The organism is Companilactobacillus suantsaicola (assembly GCF_004745525.1).
In the GTDB taxonomy this organism is placed as follows: Bacteria; Bacillota; Bacilli; order Lactobacillales; family Lactobacillaceae; genus Companilactobacillus; species Companilactobacillus suantsaicola.
In genome coordinates, this window is the sequence record NZ_RKLY01000013.1 from 56,543 (window position 1) to 72,234 (window position 15,692).

At 38.4% G+C, this 15,692-nt stretch carries 29 protein-coding genes; all 29 read left to right on the plus strand.

Annotated features, from left to right (window positions below; all coding sequences use genetic code 11):
• Positions 1-8: 8 nt before the first annotated feature.
• The 29 genes from rplV (at position 9) to rpsI (ending at position 15,006) form a co-directional block, all read left to right on the plus strand.
• Complete coding sequence (rplV, locus tag EGT49_RS06395; RefSeq protein ID WP_010018520.1) at positions 9-362, plus strand: 50S ribosomal protein L22; 354 nt, start codon at positions 9-11, stop codon at positions 360-362.
• A gap of 17 nt (positions 363-379) precedes the next feature.
• Positions 380-1,054, plus strand: coding sequence for a 30S ribosomal protein S3 (gene rpsC, locus EGT49_RS06400; protein WP_135372648.1), 675 nt, complete (start codon positions 380-382; stop codon positions 1,052-1,054).
• Positions 1,055-1,057: 3 nt separating this feature from the next.
• Positions 1,058-1,489 carry a 50S ribosomal protein L16 gene (gene rplP / locus EGT49_RS06405; RefSeq protein WP_135372650.1) on the plus strand — a complete coding sequence of 144 codons (432 nt, stop codon included), beginning with the start codon at positions 1,058-1,060 and terminating at the stop codon, positions 1,487-1,489.
• Positions 1,479-1,673 carry a 50S ribosomal protein L29 gene (gene rpmC, locus EGT49_RS06410; protein ID WP_010018524.1) on the plus strand — a complete coding sequence of 65 codons (195 nt, stop codon included), beginning with the start codon at positions 1,479-1,481 and terminating at the stop codon, positions 1,671-1,673. The genes rplP and rpmC overlap by 11 nt, the downstream gene beginning before the upstream one ends.
• 22 nt (positions 1,674-1,695) lie before the next feature.
• The gene (rpsQ, locus tag EGT49_RS06415) at positions 1,696-1,968 is read left to right on the plus strand and encodes a 30S ribosomal protein S17 (protein ID WP_135372652.1); all 273 of its coding nucleotides are present in this window, start codon (positions 1,696-1,698) and stop codon (positions 1,966-1,968) included.
• Between the two features lie 29 nt (positions 1,969-1,997).
• The gene (gene rplN / locus EGT49_RS06420) at positions 1,998-2,366 is read left to right on the plus strand and encodes a 50S ribosomal protein L14 (RefSeq protein WP_135372654.1); all 369 of its coding nucleotides are present in this window, start codon (positions 1,998-2,000) and stop codon (positions 2,364-2,366) included.
• A 32-nt stretch (positions 2,367-2,398) separates the two neighbouring features.
• On the plus strand, positions 2,399-2,644 hold the full coding sequence (rplX, locus tag EGT49_RS06425; RefSeq protein ID WP_057738753.1) for a 50S ribosomal protein L24: 246 nt from the start codon (positions 2,399-2,401) through the stop codon (positions 2,642-2,644).
• 16 nt (positions 2,645-2,660) lie between these two features.
• A complete protein-coding gene (gene rplE / locus EGT49_RS06430) occupies positions 2,661-3,203 on the plus strand; it encodes a 50S ribosomal protein L5 (protein ID WP_135372656.1) in 543 nt (180 codons plus the stop codon).
• A gap of 17 nt (positions 3,204-3,220) precedes the next feature.
• Positions 3,221-3,406 (plus strand): type Z 30S ribosomal protein S14, encoded by a 186-nt coding sequence (locus EGT49_RS06435; RefSeq protein ID WP_010018530.1) that lies wholly within the window; start codon positions 3,221-3,223, stop codon positions 3,404-3,406.
• A 30-nt stretch (positions 3,407-3,436) separates the two neighbouring features.
• Positions 3,437-3,835, plus strand: a complete 399-nt coding sequence (gene rpsH / locus EGT49_RS06440; RefSeq protein ID WP_135372658.1) for a 30S ribosomal protein S8 — start codon at positions 3,437-3,439, stop codon at positions 3,833-3,835.
• 31 nt (positions 3,836-3,866) lie between these two features.
• Positions 3,867-4,397: a 50S ribosomal protein L6 gene (gene rplF, locus EGT49_RS06445; RefSeq protein ID WP_135372660.1), complete on the plus strand. Its 531-nt coding sequence runs from the start codon at positions 3,867-3,869 to the stop codon at positions 4,395-4,397.
• Positions 4,398-4,413: 16 nt separating this feature from the next.
• Entirely contained in the window at positions 4,414-4,779 is a 366-nt protein-coding gene (rplR, locus tag EGT49_RS06450) for a 50S ribosomal protein L18 (protein ID WP_135372662.1), read from the plus strand.
• Positions 4,780-4,797: 18 nt separating this feature from the next.
• Entirely contained in the window at positions 4,798-5,298 is a 501-nt protein-coding gene (rpsE, locus tag EGT49_RS06455) for a 30S ribosomal protein S5 (RefSeq protein ID WP_135372664.1), read from the plus strand.
• Between the two features lie 17 nt (positions 5,299-5,315).
• Positions 5,316-5,501 (plus strand): 50S ribosomal protein L30, encoded by a 186-nt coding sequence (gene rpmD / locus EGT49_RS06460; protein ID WP_135372666.1) that lies wholly within the window; start codon positions 5,316-5,318, stop codon positions 5,499-5,501.
• Positions 5,502-5,531: 30 nt separating this feature from the next.
• Positions 5,532-5,972, plus strand: a complete 441-nt coding sequence (rplO, locus tag EGT49_RS06465; protein ID WP_135372668.1) for a 50S ribosomal protein L15 — start codon at positions 5,532-5,534, stop codon at positions 5,970-5,972.
• Complete coding sequence (secY, locus tag EGT49_RS06470; RefSeq protein ID WP_135372670.1) at positions 5,972-7,267, plus strand: preprotein translocase subunit SecY; 1,296 nt, start codon at positions 5,972-5,974, stop codon at positions 7,265-7,267. Before rplO ends, secY begins: the two co-directional genes overlap by 1 nt.
• A 14-nt stretch (positions 7,268-7,281) precedes the next feature.
• Positions 7,282-7,935: an adenylate kinase gene (locus EGT49_RS06475; protein WP_010018542.1), complete on the plus strand. Its 654-nt coding sequence runs from the start codon at positions 7,282-7,284 to the stop codon at positions 7,933-7,935.
• Between the two features lie 95 nt (positions 7,936-8,030).
• Entirely contained in the window at positions 8,031-8,249 is a 219-nt protein-coding gene (gene infA, locus EGT49_RS06480; protein WP_025084427.1) for a translation initiation factor IF-1, read from the plus strand.
• Positions 8,250-8,281: 32 nt separating this feature from the next.
• Positions 8,282-8,398, plus strand: coding sequence for a 50S ribosomal protein L36 (gene rpmJ / locus EGT49_RS06485; protein WP_010018546.1), 117 nt, complete (start codon positions 8,282-8,284; stop codon positions 8,396-8,398).
• Positions 8,399-8,421: 23 nt separating this feature from the next.
• Positions 8,422-8,787 (plus strand): 30S ribosomal protein S13, encoded by a 366-nt coding sequence (rpsM, locus tag EGT49_RS06490; RefSeq protein ID WP_135372672.1) that lies wholly within the window; start codon positions 8,422-8,424, stop codon positions 8,785-8,787.
• 24 nt (positions 8,788-8,811) lie between these two features.
• The gene (gene rpsK / locus EGT49_RS06495) at positions 8,812-9,198 is read left to right on the plus strand and encodes a 30S ribosomal protein S11 (RefSeq protein WP_025084429.1); all 387 of its coding nucleotides are present in this window, start codon (positions 8,812-8,814) and stop codon (positions 9,196-9,198) included.
• A 63-nt stretch (positions 9,199-9,261) separates the two neighbouring features.
• On the plus strand, positions 9,262-10,200 hold the full coding sequence (locus EGT49_RS06500; protein WP_135372674.1) for a DNA-directed RNA polymerase subunit alpha: 939 nt from the start codon (positions 9,262-9,264) through the stop codon (positions 10,198-10,200).
• A 30-nt stretch (positions 10,201-10,230) separates the two neighbouring features.
• Positions 10,231-10,611, plus strand: a complete 381-nt coding sequence (gene rplQ, locus EGT49_RS06505; protein WP_057738774.1) for a 50S ribosomal protein L17 — start codon at positions 10,231-10,233, stop codon at positions 10,609-10,611.
• 207 nt (positions 10,612-10,818) lie between these two features.
• A complete protein-coding gene (locus tag EGT49_RS06510) occupies positions 10,819-11,652 on the plus strand; it encodes an energy-coupling factor ABC transporter ATP-binding protein (RefSeq protein ID WP_135372676.1) in 834 nt (277 codons plus the stop codon).
• Positions 11,628-12,476: an energy-coupling factor transporter ATPase gene (locus EGT49_RS06515; RefSeq protein WP_135372678.1), complete on the plus strand. Its 849-nt coding sequence runs from the start codon at positions 11,628-11,630 to the stop codon at positions 12,474-12,476. Before EGT49_RS06510 ends, EGT49_RS06515 begins: the two co-directional genes overlap by 25 nt.
• A 2-nt stretch (positions 12,477-12,478) precedes the next feature.
• Complete coding sequence (locus EGT49_RS06520) at positions 12,479-13,276, plus strand: energy-coupling factor transporter transmembrane component T family protein (protein WP_135372680.1); 798 nt, start codon at positions 12,479-12,481, stop codon at positions 13,274-13,276.
• 3 nt (positions 13,277-13,279) lie between these two features.
• The gene (gene truA, locus EGT49_RS06525) at positions 13,280-14,029 is read left to right on the plus strand and encodes a tRNA pseudouridine(38-40) synthase TruA (protein ID WP_135372682.1); all 750 of its coding nucleotides are present in this window, start codon (positions 13,280-13,282) and stop codon (positions 14,027-14,029) included.
• A gap of 127 nt (positions 14,030-14,156) precedes the next feature.
• Entirely contained in the window at positions 14,157-14,600 is a 444-nt protein-coding gene (gene rplM / locus EGT49_RS06530; RefSeq protein WP_135372684.1) for a 50S ribosomal protein L13, read from the plus strand.
• Between the two features lie 13 nt (positions 14,601-14,613).
• Positions 14,614-15,006 (plus strand): 30S ribosomal protein S9, encoded by a 393-nt coding sequence (gene rpsI, locus EGT49_RS06535; protein ID WP_010018559.1) that lies wholly within the window; start codon positions 14,614-14,616, stop codon positions 15,004-15,006.
• Positions 15,007-15,692: the final 686 nt, after the last annotated feature.

Sequence of the window (15,692 nt, forward strand, 5' to 3'; positions counted from 1 at the left end):
CTTAAATGATGGCAGAACAAGAAATTACATCTGCAACAGCTAGAGTTACTAACGTGCGTATTGCTCCTCGTAAGGCTCGCCTTGTTATTGATCTAATCAGAGGCAAGAATGCTGCTGAGGCACTTGCAATTTTGCAATTCACACCAAGAGCAGGCTCTCCAATTATTGCTAAAGCTCTTAAGTCAGCAATTGCAAACGCAGAACATAACTTTGATTTAGATGCACAAAACCTATTCGTTAGCGAAGCATTCGTCGACGAAGGACCAACTCTAAAACGTTTCCGTCCTAGAGCTAAGGGTTCAGCATCACCAATTAACAAGAGAACAAGTCACATTACAGTTGTAGTAAGTGAAAAAGAATAGTATTGGAGGTAACTTGAGTGGGTCAAAAGATTAATCCAGTCGGATTCCGTGTCGGTGTTATCCGTGACTGGGATGCCAAATGGTATGCAAACAATAAAGACTTTTCAACATTTTTACATGAAGACCTTAGAATTCGTAAGTACATTGAAGACAAACTTTCAAATGCTTCCGTATCAAGAATCGAAATTGAACGTACTGCAAAGAACGTTACAGTTTCAATTCATACCGCTAAACCAGGTATGGTTATCGGTAAAGGTGGTTCTGAAGTTGAAAAATTACGTAATGAACTAAATAATTTAACTAACAGAAACATTCACATCAACATCATCGAAATCAAGAAACCTGATTTAGATGCAAAATTGGTTGGTGAAAGCATTGCTCGTCAACTTGAAGCTCGTATTGCTTTCAGACGTGCACAACGTCAAGCAGTTCAACGTTCAAGACGTGCCGGTGCTAAAGGTATCAAGGTACAAATTTCTGGTCGTTTAAACGGTGCCGATATGGCTCGTCGTGAATGGCATACAGAAGGAACAGTTCCTTTGCACACATTGCGTGCAGATATCGATTATGCTTGGGTTGAAGCTAAGACAACTTATGGTAATTTGGGTGTTAAAACTTGGATCTACCGTGGTGAAATCTTACCTGCTAAACCACAACATAACGATCAACAATCTGAAGGGAAAGGAGAATAATCTATGCTAGTACCAAAACGTGTAAAACACCGTCGTGAATTCCGTGGAAAGATGCGCGGAGAAGCTAAAGGTGGAAAAACTGTTACATTTGGTGAATATGGTTTGAAAGCACTTGATTCAAGCTGGATCTCAAATAGACAAATTGAAGCAGCCCGTGTTGCTATGACTCGTTATATGAAGCGTGGTGGTAAGGTTTGGATTAAAATCTTCCCTCATAAATCATACACTGCTAAAGGTGTAGGTGTTCGTATGGGTAATGGTAAAGGTGCTCCAGCTGGATGGGTAGCTCCTGTTAAACGCGAAAAGATTTTGTTTGAAATCGGTGGCGTTTCAGAAGAAGTTGCTCGTGAAGCATTGAGACTTGCATCACACAAACTACCTGTAAGAACTAAGTTTGTAAAACGTGAGGAAGTAGGTGGCGCTGATGAAGGCTAGTGAAATCAAAGAGCTTACTGCTGCTCAATTACAAGACAAAGTTAAAGAATATAAAGAAGAACTATTCAACTTGCGTTTCCAACAAGCAACTGGTCAATTGGAAAATACTGCCCGTCTTAAGGCCGTAAGAAAGAACATCGCAAGATTAAGAACAGCTCAAAATCAAAAGAATAACGAAAAATAATAAACAGGAAGGGGATATCAAGTTGAGCGAAACACAAACTCGTAACCATCGTAAAGTATATCAAGGACGCGTCGTTTCAGATAAAATGGATAAGACAATCGTTGTTGTTGTTGAAACTTACAAAACACACCCAGTTTATGGCAAGCGTGTTAGATATTCTAAGAAATATTACGTTCAAGACGATAACAACGAAGCTAAAGTTAACGATATTGTACGTATCATGGAAACTCGACCTTTGTCAAAGACAAAGCGCTTCCGTTTATTAGAAATCGTCGAAAAAGCAGTCAATATTTAGACTATAACTGATGAGAGGAGGGCCAAAACATGATTCAACAAGAAAGTCGTCTAAAAGTTGCAGATAACTCTGGAGCCCGTGAGATTTTAACAATTAAAGTTCTTGGTGGTTCAAACCGTAAGACAGCTAACATCGGTGATGTTATCGTTGCTACAGTCAAACAAGCAACACCAGGTGGCGTTGTTAAAAAGGGTGATGTTGTCAAGGCAGTTATCGTAAGAACTGTATCAGGTGCTCACCGTGCAGATGGTTCTTACATCAGATTTGATGAGAATGCTGCAGTTATTATTAATGCTGATAAAACACCTAGAGGAACTCGTATCTTCGGACCTGTTGCTCGTGAACTACGTGATAACGATTTTATGAAGATCGTATCTCTAGCACCAGAAGTGCTATAAAAAGATCAATATAATTCAGGAGGTGCTGAATAGTGTTTGTAAAAACTGGAGACAATGTCAAAGTTATCGCTGGCGATGCCAAAGGCAAAACTGGTGTAGTTAAAAAGGCTATGCCTAGTGTCAACAAAGTTATCGTTGAAGGCGTAAATGTTGTTAAGAAACACTCTAAGCCAAGCAATGCTCAACCCCAAGGTGGAATTGTTGACGTTGAAAGACCTATTAGCGCAACTAACGTAAAAGTTGTAAGTAAAACAACTGATAAAAAAGAAGACAAATAAGAAAGGAGAAAACTAAATGGCTAACGCTTTAAAAGAAAAGTATGATAGTGAAATCACACCATCAATGATGAAGAAGTTCAACTACTCATCAATCATGGAAACACCTAAATTAGACAAGATCGTTCTAAACATGGGTGTTGGTGATGCCATCGCTAACTCAAAGAACCTTGATGAAGCTGTTGAAGAACTTGGCTTGATCTCAGGTCAAAAGCCACTAATCACAAAGGCTAAGAAATCAATCGCTGGTTTCAGACTTCGTGAAGGTATGTCAATCGGTGCTAAAGTTACACTACGTGGTGATCGTATGTATGACTTCCTTGACAAATTAATCAACATTGCTCTACCACGTGTTCGTGACTTCCGTGGTGTAAGTACTCGTTCATTTGATGGTCGTGGTAACTACACACTAGGTATTAAAGAACAATTGGTTTTCCCAGAAATTGACTACGATAAGGTTAACAAGATTCGTGGATTGGACATCGTTATTGTTACAACAGCAAATACTGATGAAGAATCACGTGAACTATTAACACAAATCGGTATGCCATTCACAAAATAAATTAGGAGGTAAATTCCTTGGCTAAGAAATCTCAAATAGTACGTAATCATAGACCTGCTAAGTTTTCATCACAAGCTTATACACGTTGCGAACGTTGTGGACGTCCACATTCAGTTTATCGCAAGTTCAAGCTTTGCCGACTTTGCCTTCGTCAATTGGCTCATGAAGGTCAAATCCCTGGTATGAAAAAAGCTAGCTGGTAAGATTTTAATATAATAAAGGAGGTAAATTAAATGGTCATGACAGATCCTATTGCGGATTACCTAACACGTATTCGTAACGCTAACATGGTTAAACATGAATCTCTAGAAGTGCCTGCTTCAAACATTAAGAAGAGCATGACAGAAATTCTAAAAAATGAAGGATTTATCAAGGATTACGAAGTTGTTGAAGACAACAAGCAAAACGTACTTCGTATTTTCTTAAAATATGGTAACGATCAACAACGCGTTATTTCTGGCTTGAAACGTATTTCAAGACCAGGTCTACGTAGTTATGTTGATTCAGATAACGTACCAAAGGTTCTTAATGGATTAGGTATCGCTATTCTTTCAACTTCAAAAGGTGTAATTACTGACAAACAAGCTCGCGCACAACACGTGGGTGGAGAAGTAATTGCTTACGTTTGGTAATACATTTAAATAAGTAAGGAGGTGCACGAATTTGAGTCGTATCGGATATAAAGTAATTGAAATTCCAGAAGGTGTTACAGTTACTCAAAATGGCGAAAATATTACTGTTAAAGGCCCTAAGGGTGAATTAACAAGAGAATTTAATTCTAAAATCAAGTTAAGTCTTGAAGGCAACGAAGCTAAGTTCACACGTGAAAACGACAATGACAAAGCTTTACATGGTACAATGCGTTCAAACCTTAACAATATGGTTATCGGTGTTACAAAAGGCTACGAAAAGAAGCTTGAACTAAGAGGTGTTGGTTACCGTGCACAAGTTAAAGGTAATACACTTACACTTACAGTAGGTTTCTCACATCCCGTAGTTATGGATGCACCAGAAGGTATCAAGATCGAATCACCTTCAAATACAGAAATTAATATTTCTGGTATCAGCAAGCAAAAGGTTGGTCAATTTGCAGCTGTTATCCGCGATGTACGTCCTCCAGAACCTTATAAGGGTAAAGGTATTCGTTATGTTGACGAATATGTACGTCGTAAAGAAGGTAAAACTGGTAAATAGTAAATAAATCTATGAGGTGAAAATTGTGATTACAAAACCAGACAAAAACAAAGCACGCCAAAAGCGTCAAAAACGCATTCGTGCAAAAATCTCTGGTACTGCTGAGCGCCCACGCTTAAACGTATTCCGTTCGAATAAAAACATTTACGCTCAAATTATTGATGACGTAAAGGGTGTAACGCTAGCAAGTGCCTCAACTCTTGATAAAGACATTAAAGACGGTTCAAAAGTTGAACAAGCTCAAGCTGTTGGTGCTTTGATTGCCCAAAGAGCTCAAGAAGCAAAAATCAGTGAAGTAGTATTTGATCGTGGCGGATACCTCTACCATGGTCGTGTACAAAGCCTAGCTGAAGCAGCTCGTGAAAATGGATTAAAATTCTAGAAGGAGGAAACCAAATTTATGACATATATCGATCCATCTCAATTAGAATTAGAAGATCGCGTTGTCTCAATCAACCGTGTTACTAAGGTTGTTAAAGGTGGACGCCGTCTACGTTTTGCTGCTATCGTTATCGTCGGTGACAAGAATGGTCACGTAGGTTTCGGTACTGGTAAAGCTCAAGAAGTTCCAGAAGCTATTCGTAAAGCTGTCGAAGATGCTAAGAAGAACCTTATCAACGTTCCTATGGTTGGTTCAACAATTCCTCATGAAGTTATCGGTACTTACGGTGCTGGTAGAATCATGTTGAAGCCTGCTGAAGAAGGTTCTGGTATTGCTGCTGGTGGTGCTGTTCGTGCCGTTATCGAATTAGCCGGTGTTGGTGATGTTACAAGTAAGTCACTTGGAAGAAATACACCAATCAACGTAATTCGTGCAACAATCGAAGGATTAAAACAACTTAAAACTGCTGAAAGCGTTGCTGACATGCGCGGTATCTCAGCTCAAGAATTGCTTAACTAGAAGAAAGGTGCGTAATAATGGCTAAACTTAAAATTACTCTAATTAGAAGTGCAGCTCACCGCCTTCCTGCTCAACGTAAGACAGTTAAAGAATTAGGACTCGCAAGAGTTTCAAGTTCTGTTGTTAAGCCGGATGATCCCGCAATTCGTGGTGCTGTACGTAAAATCGCTCATTTAGTAAGCGTTGAAGAAGTTAAAGATTAATAAAATATTCAAAGATTAGGAGGTGCAATAATGGAACTAAACGAACTTAAGCCAAGTGCAGGCTCAAGACATGCTAGAAAGCGTCTAGGTCGTGGTACTTCAAGTGGTACTGGTAAAACTGCTGGTCGTGGACAAAAAGGTCAATTAGCTAGATCAGGTGGTAAGACACGTATCGGTTTTGAAGGTGGACAAATGCCTTTATTCCGTCGTATGCCAAAACGTGGTTTCAATAACATCAACCGCAAGGAATATGCTATTGTTAACCTAAGTGATTTAAGCAAATTTAGCGATGGTGCTGAAGTTAATGTTGAAACATTGAAGGCAGCTGGAATCGTTAAAAAAGAATATAATGGTGTTAAGTTGCTTGCTAACGGTGAGGTTAGCGCTAAGTTGACTGTTAAAGTTGCCAAGGCATCTGAAGCAGCAACTAAAGCAATTGAAGCCGCTGGTGGCACTGTAGAGGTGATCTAATGCTTGGAACTATCAGAGATGCTCTAAAGGTAAAAGAAATTCGTAAGAAGATCCTCTTTACCTTGATGTTACTTGTTATATATCGTTTGGGATCACAAATTACAGTGCCCGGCGTTAATGCCGCAGCAATGGACAAAGTTGGTTCTACAGGGTTAGTTCCCCTATTGGATACTGTAACCGGTGGTGGTCTTTCAAACTACTCTATTTTCTCAATGGGTGTTTCACCATTCATCACGGCCCAAATTGTTGTTCAACTTTTACAAATGGACATTGTTCCTAAATTTGTTGAGTGGAGTAAACAAGGTGAAGTTGGTCGTAGAAAGTTAAATCAAGTAACGAGATATTTGACGATTGTTTTAGGTTTTGTTCAGTCAATCGGTATTACAGCCGGTTTTAACACTTTAAGTGGTTTAGGATTGGTTAAATCTCCTAACGTGAGAGCTTTTGTTACCATTGGTATTATCTTAACTGGTGGTACCATGCTTCTAACTTGGATTGGTGAACAAATCACCGATAAAGGTTTGGGTAATGGTGTTTCTGTAATTATCTTCGCTGGTATTATTGCTAGATTCCCAAGTGGAATAAAGGAAATTTACCGTGATTATATTACAAACTCTAGTTCTGCTGATCTTGCTAAGAATATTGGATTCTTGGTTGCTCTAGTAGTAATCATTTTGATCGTTGTGCAATTTGTTACATATGTACAACAAGCAAATAGAAGAATTCCTATTCAATACACAAGACGTGCAGCAGGTAGTGGTAGTGAAAGTTTTCTACCATTGAAGGTTAACGTTGCTGGTGTTATTCCTGTTATCTTCGCTAGTTCATTTATTGTTACGCCACAAACAATTTTGATGGCGTTCCAAGCAAATCATAGTGGAGATCAATGGTATCAAGTATTAACCGAAATATTCAGTATGCAGACTACTACAGGTTCTCTTCTCTATACATTGTTGATTGTATTATTTACTTTCTTCTATGCATTTGTTCAAGTAAATCCTGAAAAGCTTGCAGAAAACCTACAAAAACAAGGGGCTTATATCCCTGGGATTTGGCCTGGTAATGAAACAATCAAGTTCATGTCAGGTGTACTGATGAAATTATCAACTGTTGGATCTGTATTCCTTGGTTTGGTTTCATTACTTCCATTGTTAGCTGCTAACTTGTTCAATCTACCTCAATCCATCGGATTAGGTGGTACGAGTTTATTGATCATCGTTGGTGTTGCTTTGGAAATGGATCGTCAATTACGTGGTCTTTTGATGAAGCGTGAATACGTTGGATTTATTAGATAATTGGAGATGTGACAATGAATATTGTATTGATGGGATTACCTGGTGCTGGTAAAGGTACTCAAGCTGAAAAGATTGTTGAAGATTTTAAAGTTGTTCATATTTCAACAGGTGACATGTTCAGAGCTGCTATGGCTAATAAGACAGAAATTGGCCTAAAGGCTAAAGGGTTCATCGATAAAGGTGAACTTGTTCCTGACGATGTTACTGAAGGAATCGTTCAAGATCGTCTATCTGAAGAAGACGTTCAAAAAGACGGATATATGTTAGATGGATTTCCGAGAACTCTTGAACAGGCTAACGCTTTACAGACAATTGCAAAGAATGTAAACAAACCTATAGATGCTGTCATCTATATTGATGTTAAGCCTGAAACATTAGTTGATCGCTTATCTGGAAGATATATTTGTTCTAAGTGCGGAGCAACTTATCATAAGATTTACAATCCTACTAAGGTTGAAGGAACATGCGACGTCTGTGGCGGCCATGACTTCTATCAACGTGAGGACGATAAACCAGAAACTGTTAAGAATAGATTAAAAGTTAATATTGAAATGAATACACCATTAATTGATTTTTATGACAAGTTGAACTTGTTGTACAAGATCAATGGTGAACAAGAAATAGATGAAGTTTATAACGAAGTTAAGAAAGTTTTACAAAATCTGTAAGACTTTTTGCTTTGAATGTTTACATATATGGAAAATTATTGTATAATTCGCCAGTATATGCATAATAATTTCATCCCGTATGGAGGTTAATATCTTTGGCAAAAGAAGATGTCATTGAAGTAGAAGGTACAATTTCAGAAACATTGCCTAATGCAATGTTTAAGGTAAAGCTTGAAAACGGAGCTACAATTTTAGCTCATGTGTCAGGTAAAATCCGTATGCACTACATTAGAATTTTACCCGGTGACAAGGTTACCGTGGAATTATCCCCTTATGATTTAACCAAGGGAAGAATTACATATAGATATAGATAATAAGTTTTTTAATGGAATGGAGGTTCCACAATATGAAAGTAAGACCATCCGTTAAACCTATGTGCGAACACTGTAAAGTAATTAAGAGACGCGGTCGCGTCATGGTTATTTGCTCTGCAGATCCAAAGCACAAACAAAGACAAGGATAATTTAATAGGAGGTGCATTGATTAATGGCTCGTATAGCAGGTGTAGATTTGCCTCGTGATAAGAGAATTGTTATCGCCCTAACATACATTTTTGGTATTGGCGAAACAACAGCTCAAAAGGTATTGAAGAATGCCGAAGTATCAGAGGATATTCGTACAAGAGACTTAACTCCTGATCAAGAAGAAAAAATTCGTGCAGAAGTTGATAAGATTCGTGTCGAAGGTGACTTACGTCGTGAAGTAAGTATGAACATCAAGAGACTACAAGAAATTGGCTCATATCGTGGTATGAGACACCGTCGTGGTTTGCCAGTTCGTGGACAAAACACAAAGAATAATGCAAGAACTCGTAAGGGCAAGAAGACTGCCATTGCAGGTAAGAAGAAGTAATAAGAATAAGATAGGAGGTTAATCATGGCACAAACTAAAGGTCGTAAGCGCCGTACTAAGAAGCATATTGAATCTGGTGTTGCACATATCCACTCCACATTCAACAATACACTTGTTATGATCACTGATGTTAACGGTAATGCCGTTTCATGGTCATCTGCTGGTGCATTAGGATTCAAGGGTAGTCGTAAATCAACACCATTTGCTGCACAAATGGCTGGTGAAGCTGCTGCTAAAGAATCAATGGAACATGGTATGAAGACAGTTGAAGTAGCTGTTAAGGGTCCTGGCTCCGGTCGTGAAGCTGCAATCCGTTCATTACAAGCAACTGGTTTGGAAATCACTGCTATTCGTGATGTTACACCAGTTCCTCACAATGGTTCTCGTCCTCCAAAGCGTCGTCGTGTATAGAATGGTTGCATACCCATATGAACTAAGCTACACACATTTCGTTTTGAAAGGGGAACTAACCGAATGATCGAATTTGAAAAGCCAACCATTACTTCTGTTGAAGAAAGTAAAGATTACGGCAAGTATATTATCGAACCGCTTGAAAGAGGTTATGGTACAACTTTAGGTAATTCATTACGTAGAGTTTTATTAGCATCATTACCCGGAACAGCGGTATCTGATATTCAAATAGATGGTGTATTGCATGAGTTTTCAGCTGTTGATGGCGTAATTGAAGACGTTACACAAATCGTGTTAAACGTTAAGAAATTAAAATTAAAATCCTATGCGGATGATAGTTTGAAAGCTGAAATCGACGTTGTCGGTCCAGCCACAGTTACTGCTGAAGACATTAAAGCTGATGATGATTTAGAAATCCTCGATCCAGAACAATTTATTTGTACTGTTGCAGAGGGTGGACACTTCCACATGCAAATGACAGTTATTAATGGTCGTGGATATACTCCTGCAGAACAAAATAAGACGGACGAAACACCTATTGGTGTTCTTCCAGTTGACTCAATTTTTACACCCGTAGAAAAAGTTAACTATCAAGTTGAAAACACTCGTGTGGGTAAGAGAAACGACTTCGACAAATTAACAATCGATATCTGGACAAATGGTTCAATTGGACCACGCGAAGCTATTAGTTTGTCAGCTAAGATTTTAACAGAACATCTTACAAGTTTTGTTAACCTTACTGAAGAAGCTAAGAGTGCTGACATGATGATCGAAAAAGAGGAAACTCAAAAAGAGAAGAAACTTGAAATGACTATTGAAGAACTTGACTTGTCAGTTCGTTCATATAATTGTTTGAAGCGTGCCGGTATCAATACTGTGCAAGAGCTTACTGAAAAATCCGAAGCAGATATGATGCGTGTTCGTAACCTTGGACGCAAGTCACTCGTTGAGGTTAAAGAAAAGCTTGCTGATCTTGGATTATCATTGAAGCAAGAAGACTAATTATATCAAATTCAAACAGGAGGTATAGACATGGGCTACCGTAAATTAGGACGTAACAGTTCACAAAGAAAAGCAATGTTGCGCGATTTAACTACTGATTTAATCATTAATGAACACATTGTAACAACTGAAACTCGTGCTAAAGAGATCAGTCGTACAACAGAAAAGATGATAACCTTAGGTAAACGCGGAGATTTACATGCTCGTCGTCAAGCTGCTGCTTATGTTAGAAACGAAGTTGCTAACATTTCAGAAGAAGATGATGCAGTTGTTGTTCAATCAGCTCTTCAAAAATTATTCAGTGACATCGCACCTCGTTACAAAGAACGTAATGGTGGATACACACGTATTTTGAAGACTGCTCCACGTCGTGGAGACGCAGCACCAATGGTTATTATTGAATTAGTTTAATAATAATTGTTTATTAATCATTAAAAAATCAGTCATTCTGATAAATTAGTGAGTGTTAAGATGATGGTTGTTTCAACCAAGTCTATCTCTGAGATCTCTTTAACAGGGGACACTAATTTATCGAATGATTTTTTTTTACGCTTTTTTTGTTTTTTTACGTATTGATTTTAGTTATTATATATGTAACACGTTTTGAGGAGATAAGCCTTGGAAAATATTATTTCAATCAAAAACTTAAATTACACTTATCCAGAAGCTAAGACCCAGGCTATTAAAGATGTCTCATTAGATATTAAGAAGAATCAATGGGTTTCAATCGTTGGTAAAAATGGTAGTGGGAAATCAACTTTGACTAAATTGGTCGATGGTTTAATCGAAGCTGATTCCGGTAGTATCGAAATTGATGGACAAGCCTTGTCTGAGGAAAGTATTTGGGATATTCGTTCCAAAATTGGAATTATCTTCCAAAATCCTGATCATCAATTTGTTGGAGCAACCGTAGAAGATGACGTTGCTTTTGGGCTTGAAAATCAAGGCATGCCTAAAGAACAAATGGTCAAAGAAGTTGATCACGCACTAGAGTTAGTTAAAATGGCTGATTTTAAGAATCGTGATCCTCAATCATTGTCAGGTGGGCAAAAACAACGTGTGGCAATTGCCGGAGTTTTAGCAACTAGGCCACAAATAATTATTATGGATGAATCAACTAGTATGTTAGATCCTGAAGGACGACAAACTGTTTTGGACTTGGTTCAAGATTTACGAGCCAAACAAGACTTAACAATTCTTTCAATCACCCATGATATTTCTGAGACTGAGTTGTCACAGAGAATTGTGGTTTTGAACGCTGGCCGGATTGTTGAAGATAGTGATCCAGCTACCATTTATAATTTAGGCGCTGATCTGACTCATTTTGGGCTTGAGGAGCCATTTTCAAGTGAATTAATGTCGCAATTGCGGGGTTCGTTAGAATTGCCCACAGGCTATTTAAATGAAGAGGAGCTAATGGATAAATTATGGAAATTACGTTCGAAAAAGTAACACATTCATATGATGTTAATAGTCCAGTAGCAAATCTTGGCTTGGACGATGTTTCTTTGAAAATCCAGGATAAGAAGTTTACTGCTATTGTCGGTCAAACTGGTAGTGGTAAGTCGACCTTAGTTCGGCACATCAATGCTTTGCTAAAACCAACTTCGGGGACGATCACTGTTGGTAAGCGAGTAATTACTCCTGAAACTAATAACAAGAATTTAAAACCACTGCGTAAGGATGTCGGCATGGTGTTCCAATTTCCTGAAAGCCAGTTGTTTGAAGAGACTGTGGAAAAAGATATTATGTTTGGCCCGATGAATTTTGGTGCAACTCAAGAAGAAGCTAAAGCGGCCGCTGAAGAGATGATCAAATTAGTCGGAATGGATACAGATTATTTGCAGAAGTCACCATTTGATTTGTCAGGTGGACAAATGCGTCGAGTAGCGATTGCTGGAGTTTTAGCAAGTCGTCCCGAGACCATTATCCTCGATGAACCGACAGCAGGTTTGGATCCAGTGGGGCGTCGTGAGATCATGGATTTGTTTAAAGGCTTGAATGAGGATGGCAGGACAATTATCTTGATTACGCACAATATGGATGACGTGGCCGATTACGCAGATGAGATGGCAGTTATGAACCACGGTAAACTAGTCGGCAGTGGTAAACCATTCGACGTGTTCAATAATCAAACTTTGTTGGATAACGATTGGTTGACACTACCTAAGAGTGCTCAGTTTGCTCAAGATTTGGCCAAAAAGGGATTTGCTTTCTCCAAGTTACCAATAACTGTCACGCAATTGGCAAGTGAGATTAAACAACAAGTGAGGTAGTTATGAATAAACTAATTATGGGACGATATTTGCCCGGAGACTCTTTGATTTATCATCTGGATCCTCGTGGTAAATTCTTATTAACATTCTATTTTGTTGGAATCGTATTTCTGGCAAATAATGTGGCTTCATATGCGTTTCTCATGGCTTTTGTATTGTTTGCGGTCTACTTATCGAAAATTAATTTAGGCTTCTTTATCAAAGGTCTCAAGCCGATTATTTGGCTAATTTTATTCACCGTTTTATTGCAGCTGTTTTTTACACCAAGTGATCATCCACTTTGGCATTGGGGGATTTTAACGTTATCCAAAGAAGGAATGGTCATTGCCTCGTACATCTTCATTCGTTTTATTTTGATTATTTTTATTTCAACTTTGTTAACCTTGACCACGACACCAATCGAGATTTCCGACTCAATCGAGAGCATTTTAAAGCCCTTGAAGAAGGTCAATTTTCCAGTTACGCAAGTAGCTTTAATGTTGTCGATTGCTTTAAGGTTTGTGCCACTGTTAGTTGATGAAACGACCAAAATCATGGATGCCCAAAGAGCACGTGGGGTTGACTTTGGTGAAGGTGGCTTGATCAAGCGTATCAAGTCATTCGTACCGATTTTGATTCCTCTGTTTGTCAGCAGTTTTTCAATTGCCTATGACTTAGCCATTGCCATGGAATCGCGTGGTTACAAAGATGGTGAAGGCAGAAGTAAATATCGAGTTTTGAATTGGGAAAAGCGCGATAATATGACAGTCATATTTATGGCTGCAGTAACGATTATTTTATTATTGATTCGGAGTTATTGATTTATGACGACAAGATACAAATTAACGATTGCTTATGATGGAACGAAGTTTCACGGCTTTCAAAAACAAAAGGACCTGCGGACTGTTGAAGGGGTTTTGGAAAAAGCCATTACTAAAATCGCCGCTACTGGTGAAGAAATTAAAGTTTTTGCTTCAGGAAGAACAGATGCTGGTGTTCACGCTTTAGGACAAGTGGTCCATTTTGATTACCCTAGAGAACTCGACCCTGAAAGTATGTTGCGGGCGATTAATACTTTGATGCCGCTAGATGTTTTGGTGAAAAAGTCTGAAATCGTCGATTCAGACTTTCACGCTCGTTTTAACGTTAAGAAAAAAACTTACATGTATCGAGTGGACCTAGGTCACTATACAGATCCATTCAAACGGTTTTACACAGGCCATTATCCATATCCAATTGATGTGGAAAAAATAAAAATTGCGTTGCAGGATGTTGTGGGAGAACACGATTTTACTAGCTTTGCGGCGGCTGGTGGCGTGATCGATTACAAAGTTAGAACTATCTATTCAGCAACAGTTGAGTATAATAAAGAGAACAATGAATTAGTTTTTGAGTTTACAGGAAATGGCTTCCTATATAATATGGTTCGAATTCTCGTTGCTACCTTGCTAGAGATTGGTAATGGTCGTCGTGATGTTCATGATTTTTTGCGATTATATGAGGTTAAGGATCGTCAACAAGCTAGAGGGACTGCACAAGCCAGCGGCTTATATTTGAAACAGGTTTTTTATTAAATAATCTGTGGATAATTATTGACTTGGAAGAAGTTTCCAAGTATTATTGTAACTGGTATTGTTTGCCCCACGATAAGCCCCGGAAACTTATTGAGTTGTCAAACAGACGTAGAAACTGGAGGAAATTATGCGTACAACACCATTAGCAAAAGCAAGTGAAGTTGAACGTAAATGGTATGTAATTGACGGTGAAGATGTTGTCTTAGGTAGACTTTCATCTGTTGTTGCTTCTATTTTAAGAGGTAAGAACAAACCAACTTACACACCTAACGTTGATACTGGTGACAATGTTATTGTCATCAATGCAGATAAAGTTAGATTAACAGGTAAGAAAGCCAAGAATAAGATTTACTATTCTCATTCAGATCACCCAGGTGGGTTGAAGAGTATTAGTGCCGGCGAAAAACAAGCTACAAAGCCTGAAAGATTCGTTGAAGATTCTATTCGCGGCATGTTGCCTAAGAACACTCTTGGTCGTCAAGAAATTAAGAAGTTGCATGTTTATGCAGGTTCAGAACATGGCCATCAAGCACAAAATCCAGAAATGTTGGATATCAACAAACTAATTTAAGGAGGAAAAGAATTTGGCACAAGTATCATACGCCGGAACAGGTCGTCGCAAGGATTCAGTTGCTCGTGTACGCCTAGTACCCGGAAACGGAAAGATTACTATCAACAAACGTGATGTCAAAGATTACATTCCTTTTGACAATTTGATTGCTGATATGAAACAACCTCTAGATGTTACTGAAACAGCAGACAGCTATGACGTTATCGCTAACGTTAATGGTGGAGGCTTCTCAGGACAAGCTGGAGCAATTAGACATGGTATTGCTAGAGCTTTACTTGATGTTGATCCTGATTTCAGACCATCACTTAAGTCAGCCGGCTTCTTAACACGTGACCCTCGTATGAAGGAACGTAAGAAGCCAGGTCTTAAGAAAGCTCGTAAAGCTTCACAATTCTCAAAACGTTAATATTATTATTTCCAGTTTTGGATTCCAAAAACATCTCTCAAATCGAGGGATGTTTTTTTGTTTGTTTTGTTTTGTGGTGGATGATGCCGTCTTCCGCAACAGTTCTGGGAAACGCTGGAACGCCCTGGGCACGACTTGGAGCCTTTTCAAACCCGGAAAAGTCTTCAAGCTCGGCCTTATTCTAAGCAATAAATTGCTAAGAATAATTTCAGGGCTGAGCATTTCCCAGAACTGTTGCTCCAGACTAGATTTCAAAATTTTGCAGTGTTTTCTGTGAAATATGAAGTGGATACAGTTCTTTTCAGAAAGTGTTGAGAATTGTCGTGAAGTTAGGATTTTCTGTAAGTTTATTTTCAATTTTGAATTTAAACATGTTTGATAGTTATTTCTATTTTGAATAGATGAGTAGAATAACAATTATTAAAATACTAAACGTTACTGAGAATAGAACTAGTATTCCTAAAAGGTGTGAAAGCAAATAAAACATAGAATTGTTATTTAGTCTGGAGCACAAGCCCTGTGATGGCTCAGCTGCCAAATTATCCTTAGTGCTTTAGCACTTAGGATAAGGCCAATCTTTGAGATTTTTCCGAACTTGAAAAAGCTCAAAGTTGTGCCGGCCGCGTTCTGCGATAATCCTTATATGGTTGACATTTCAAAATAGTATAAAAATGTTAACCCAGTAA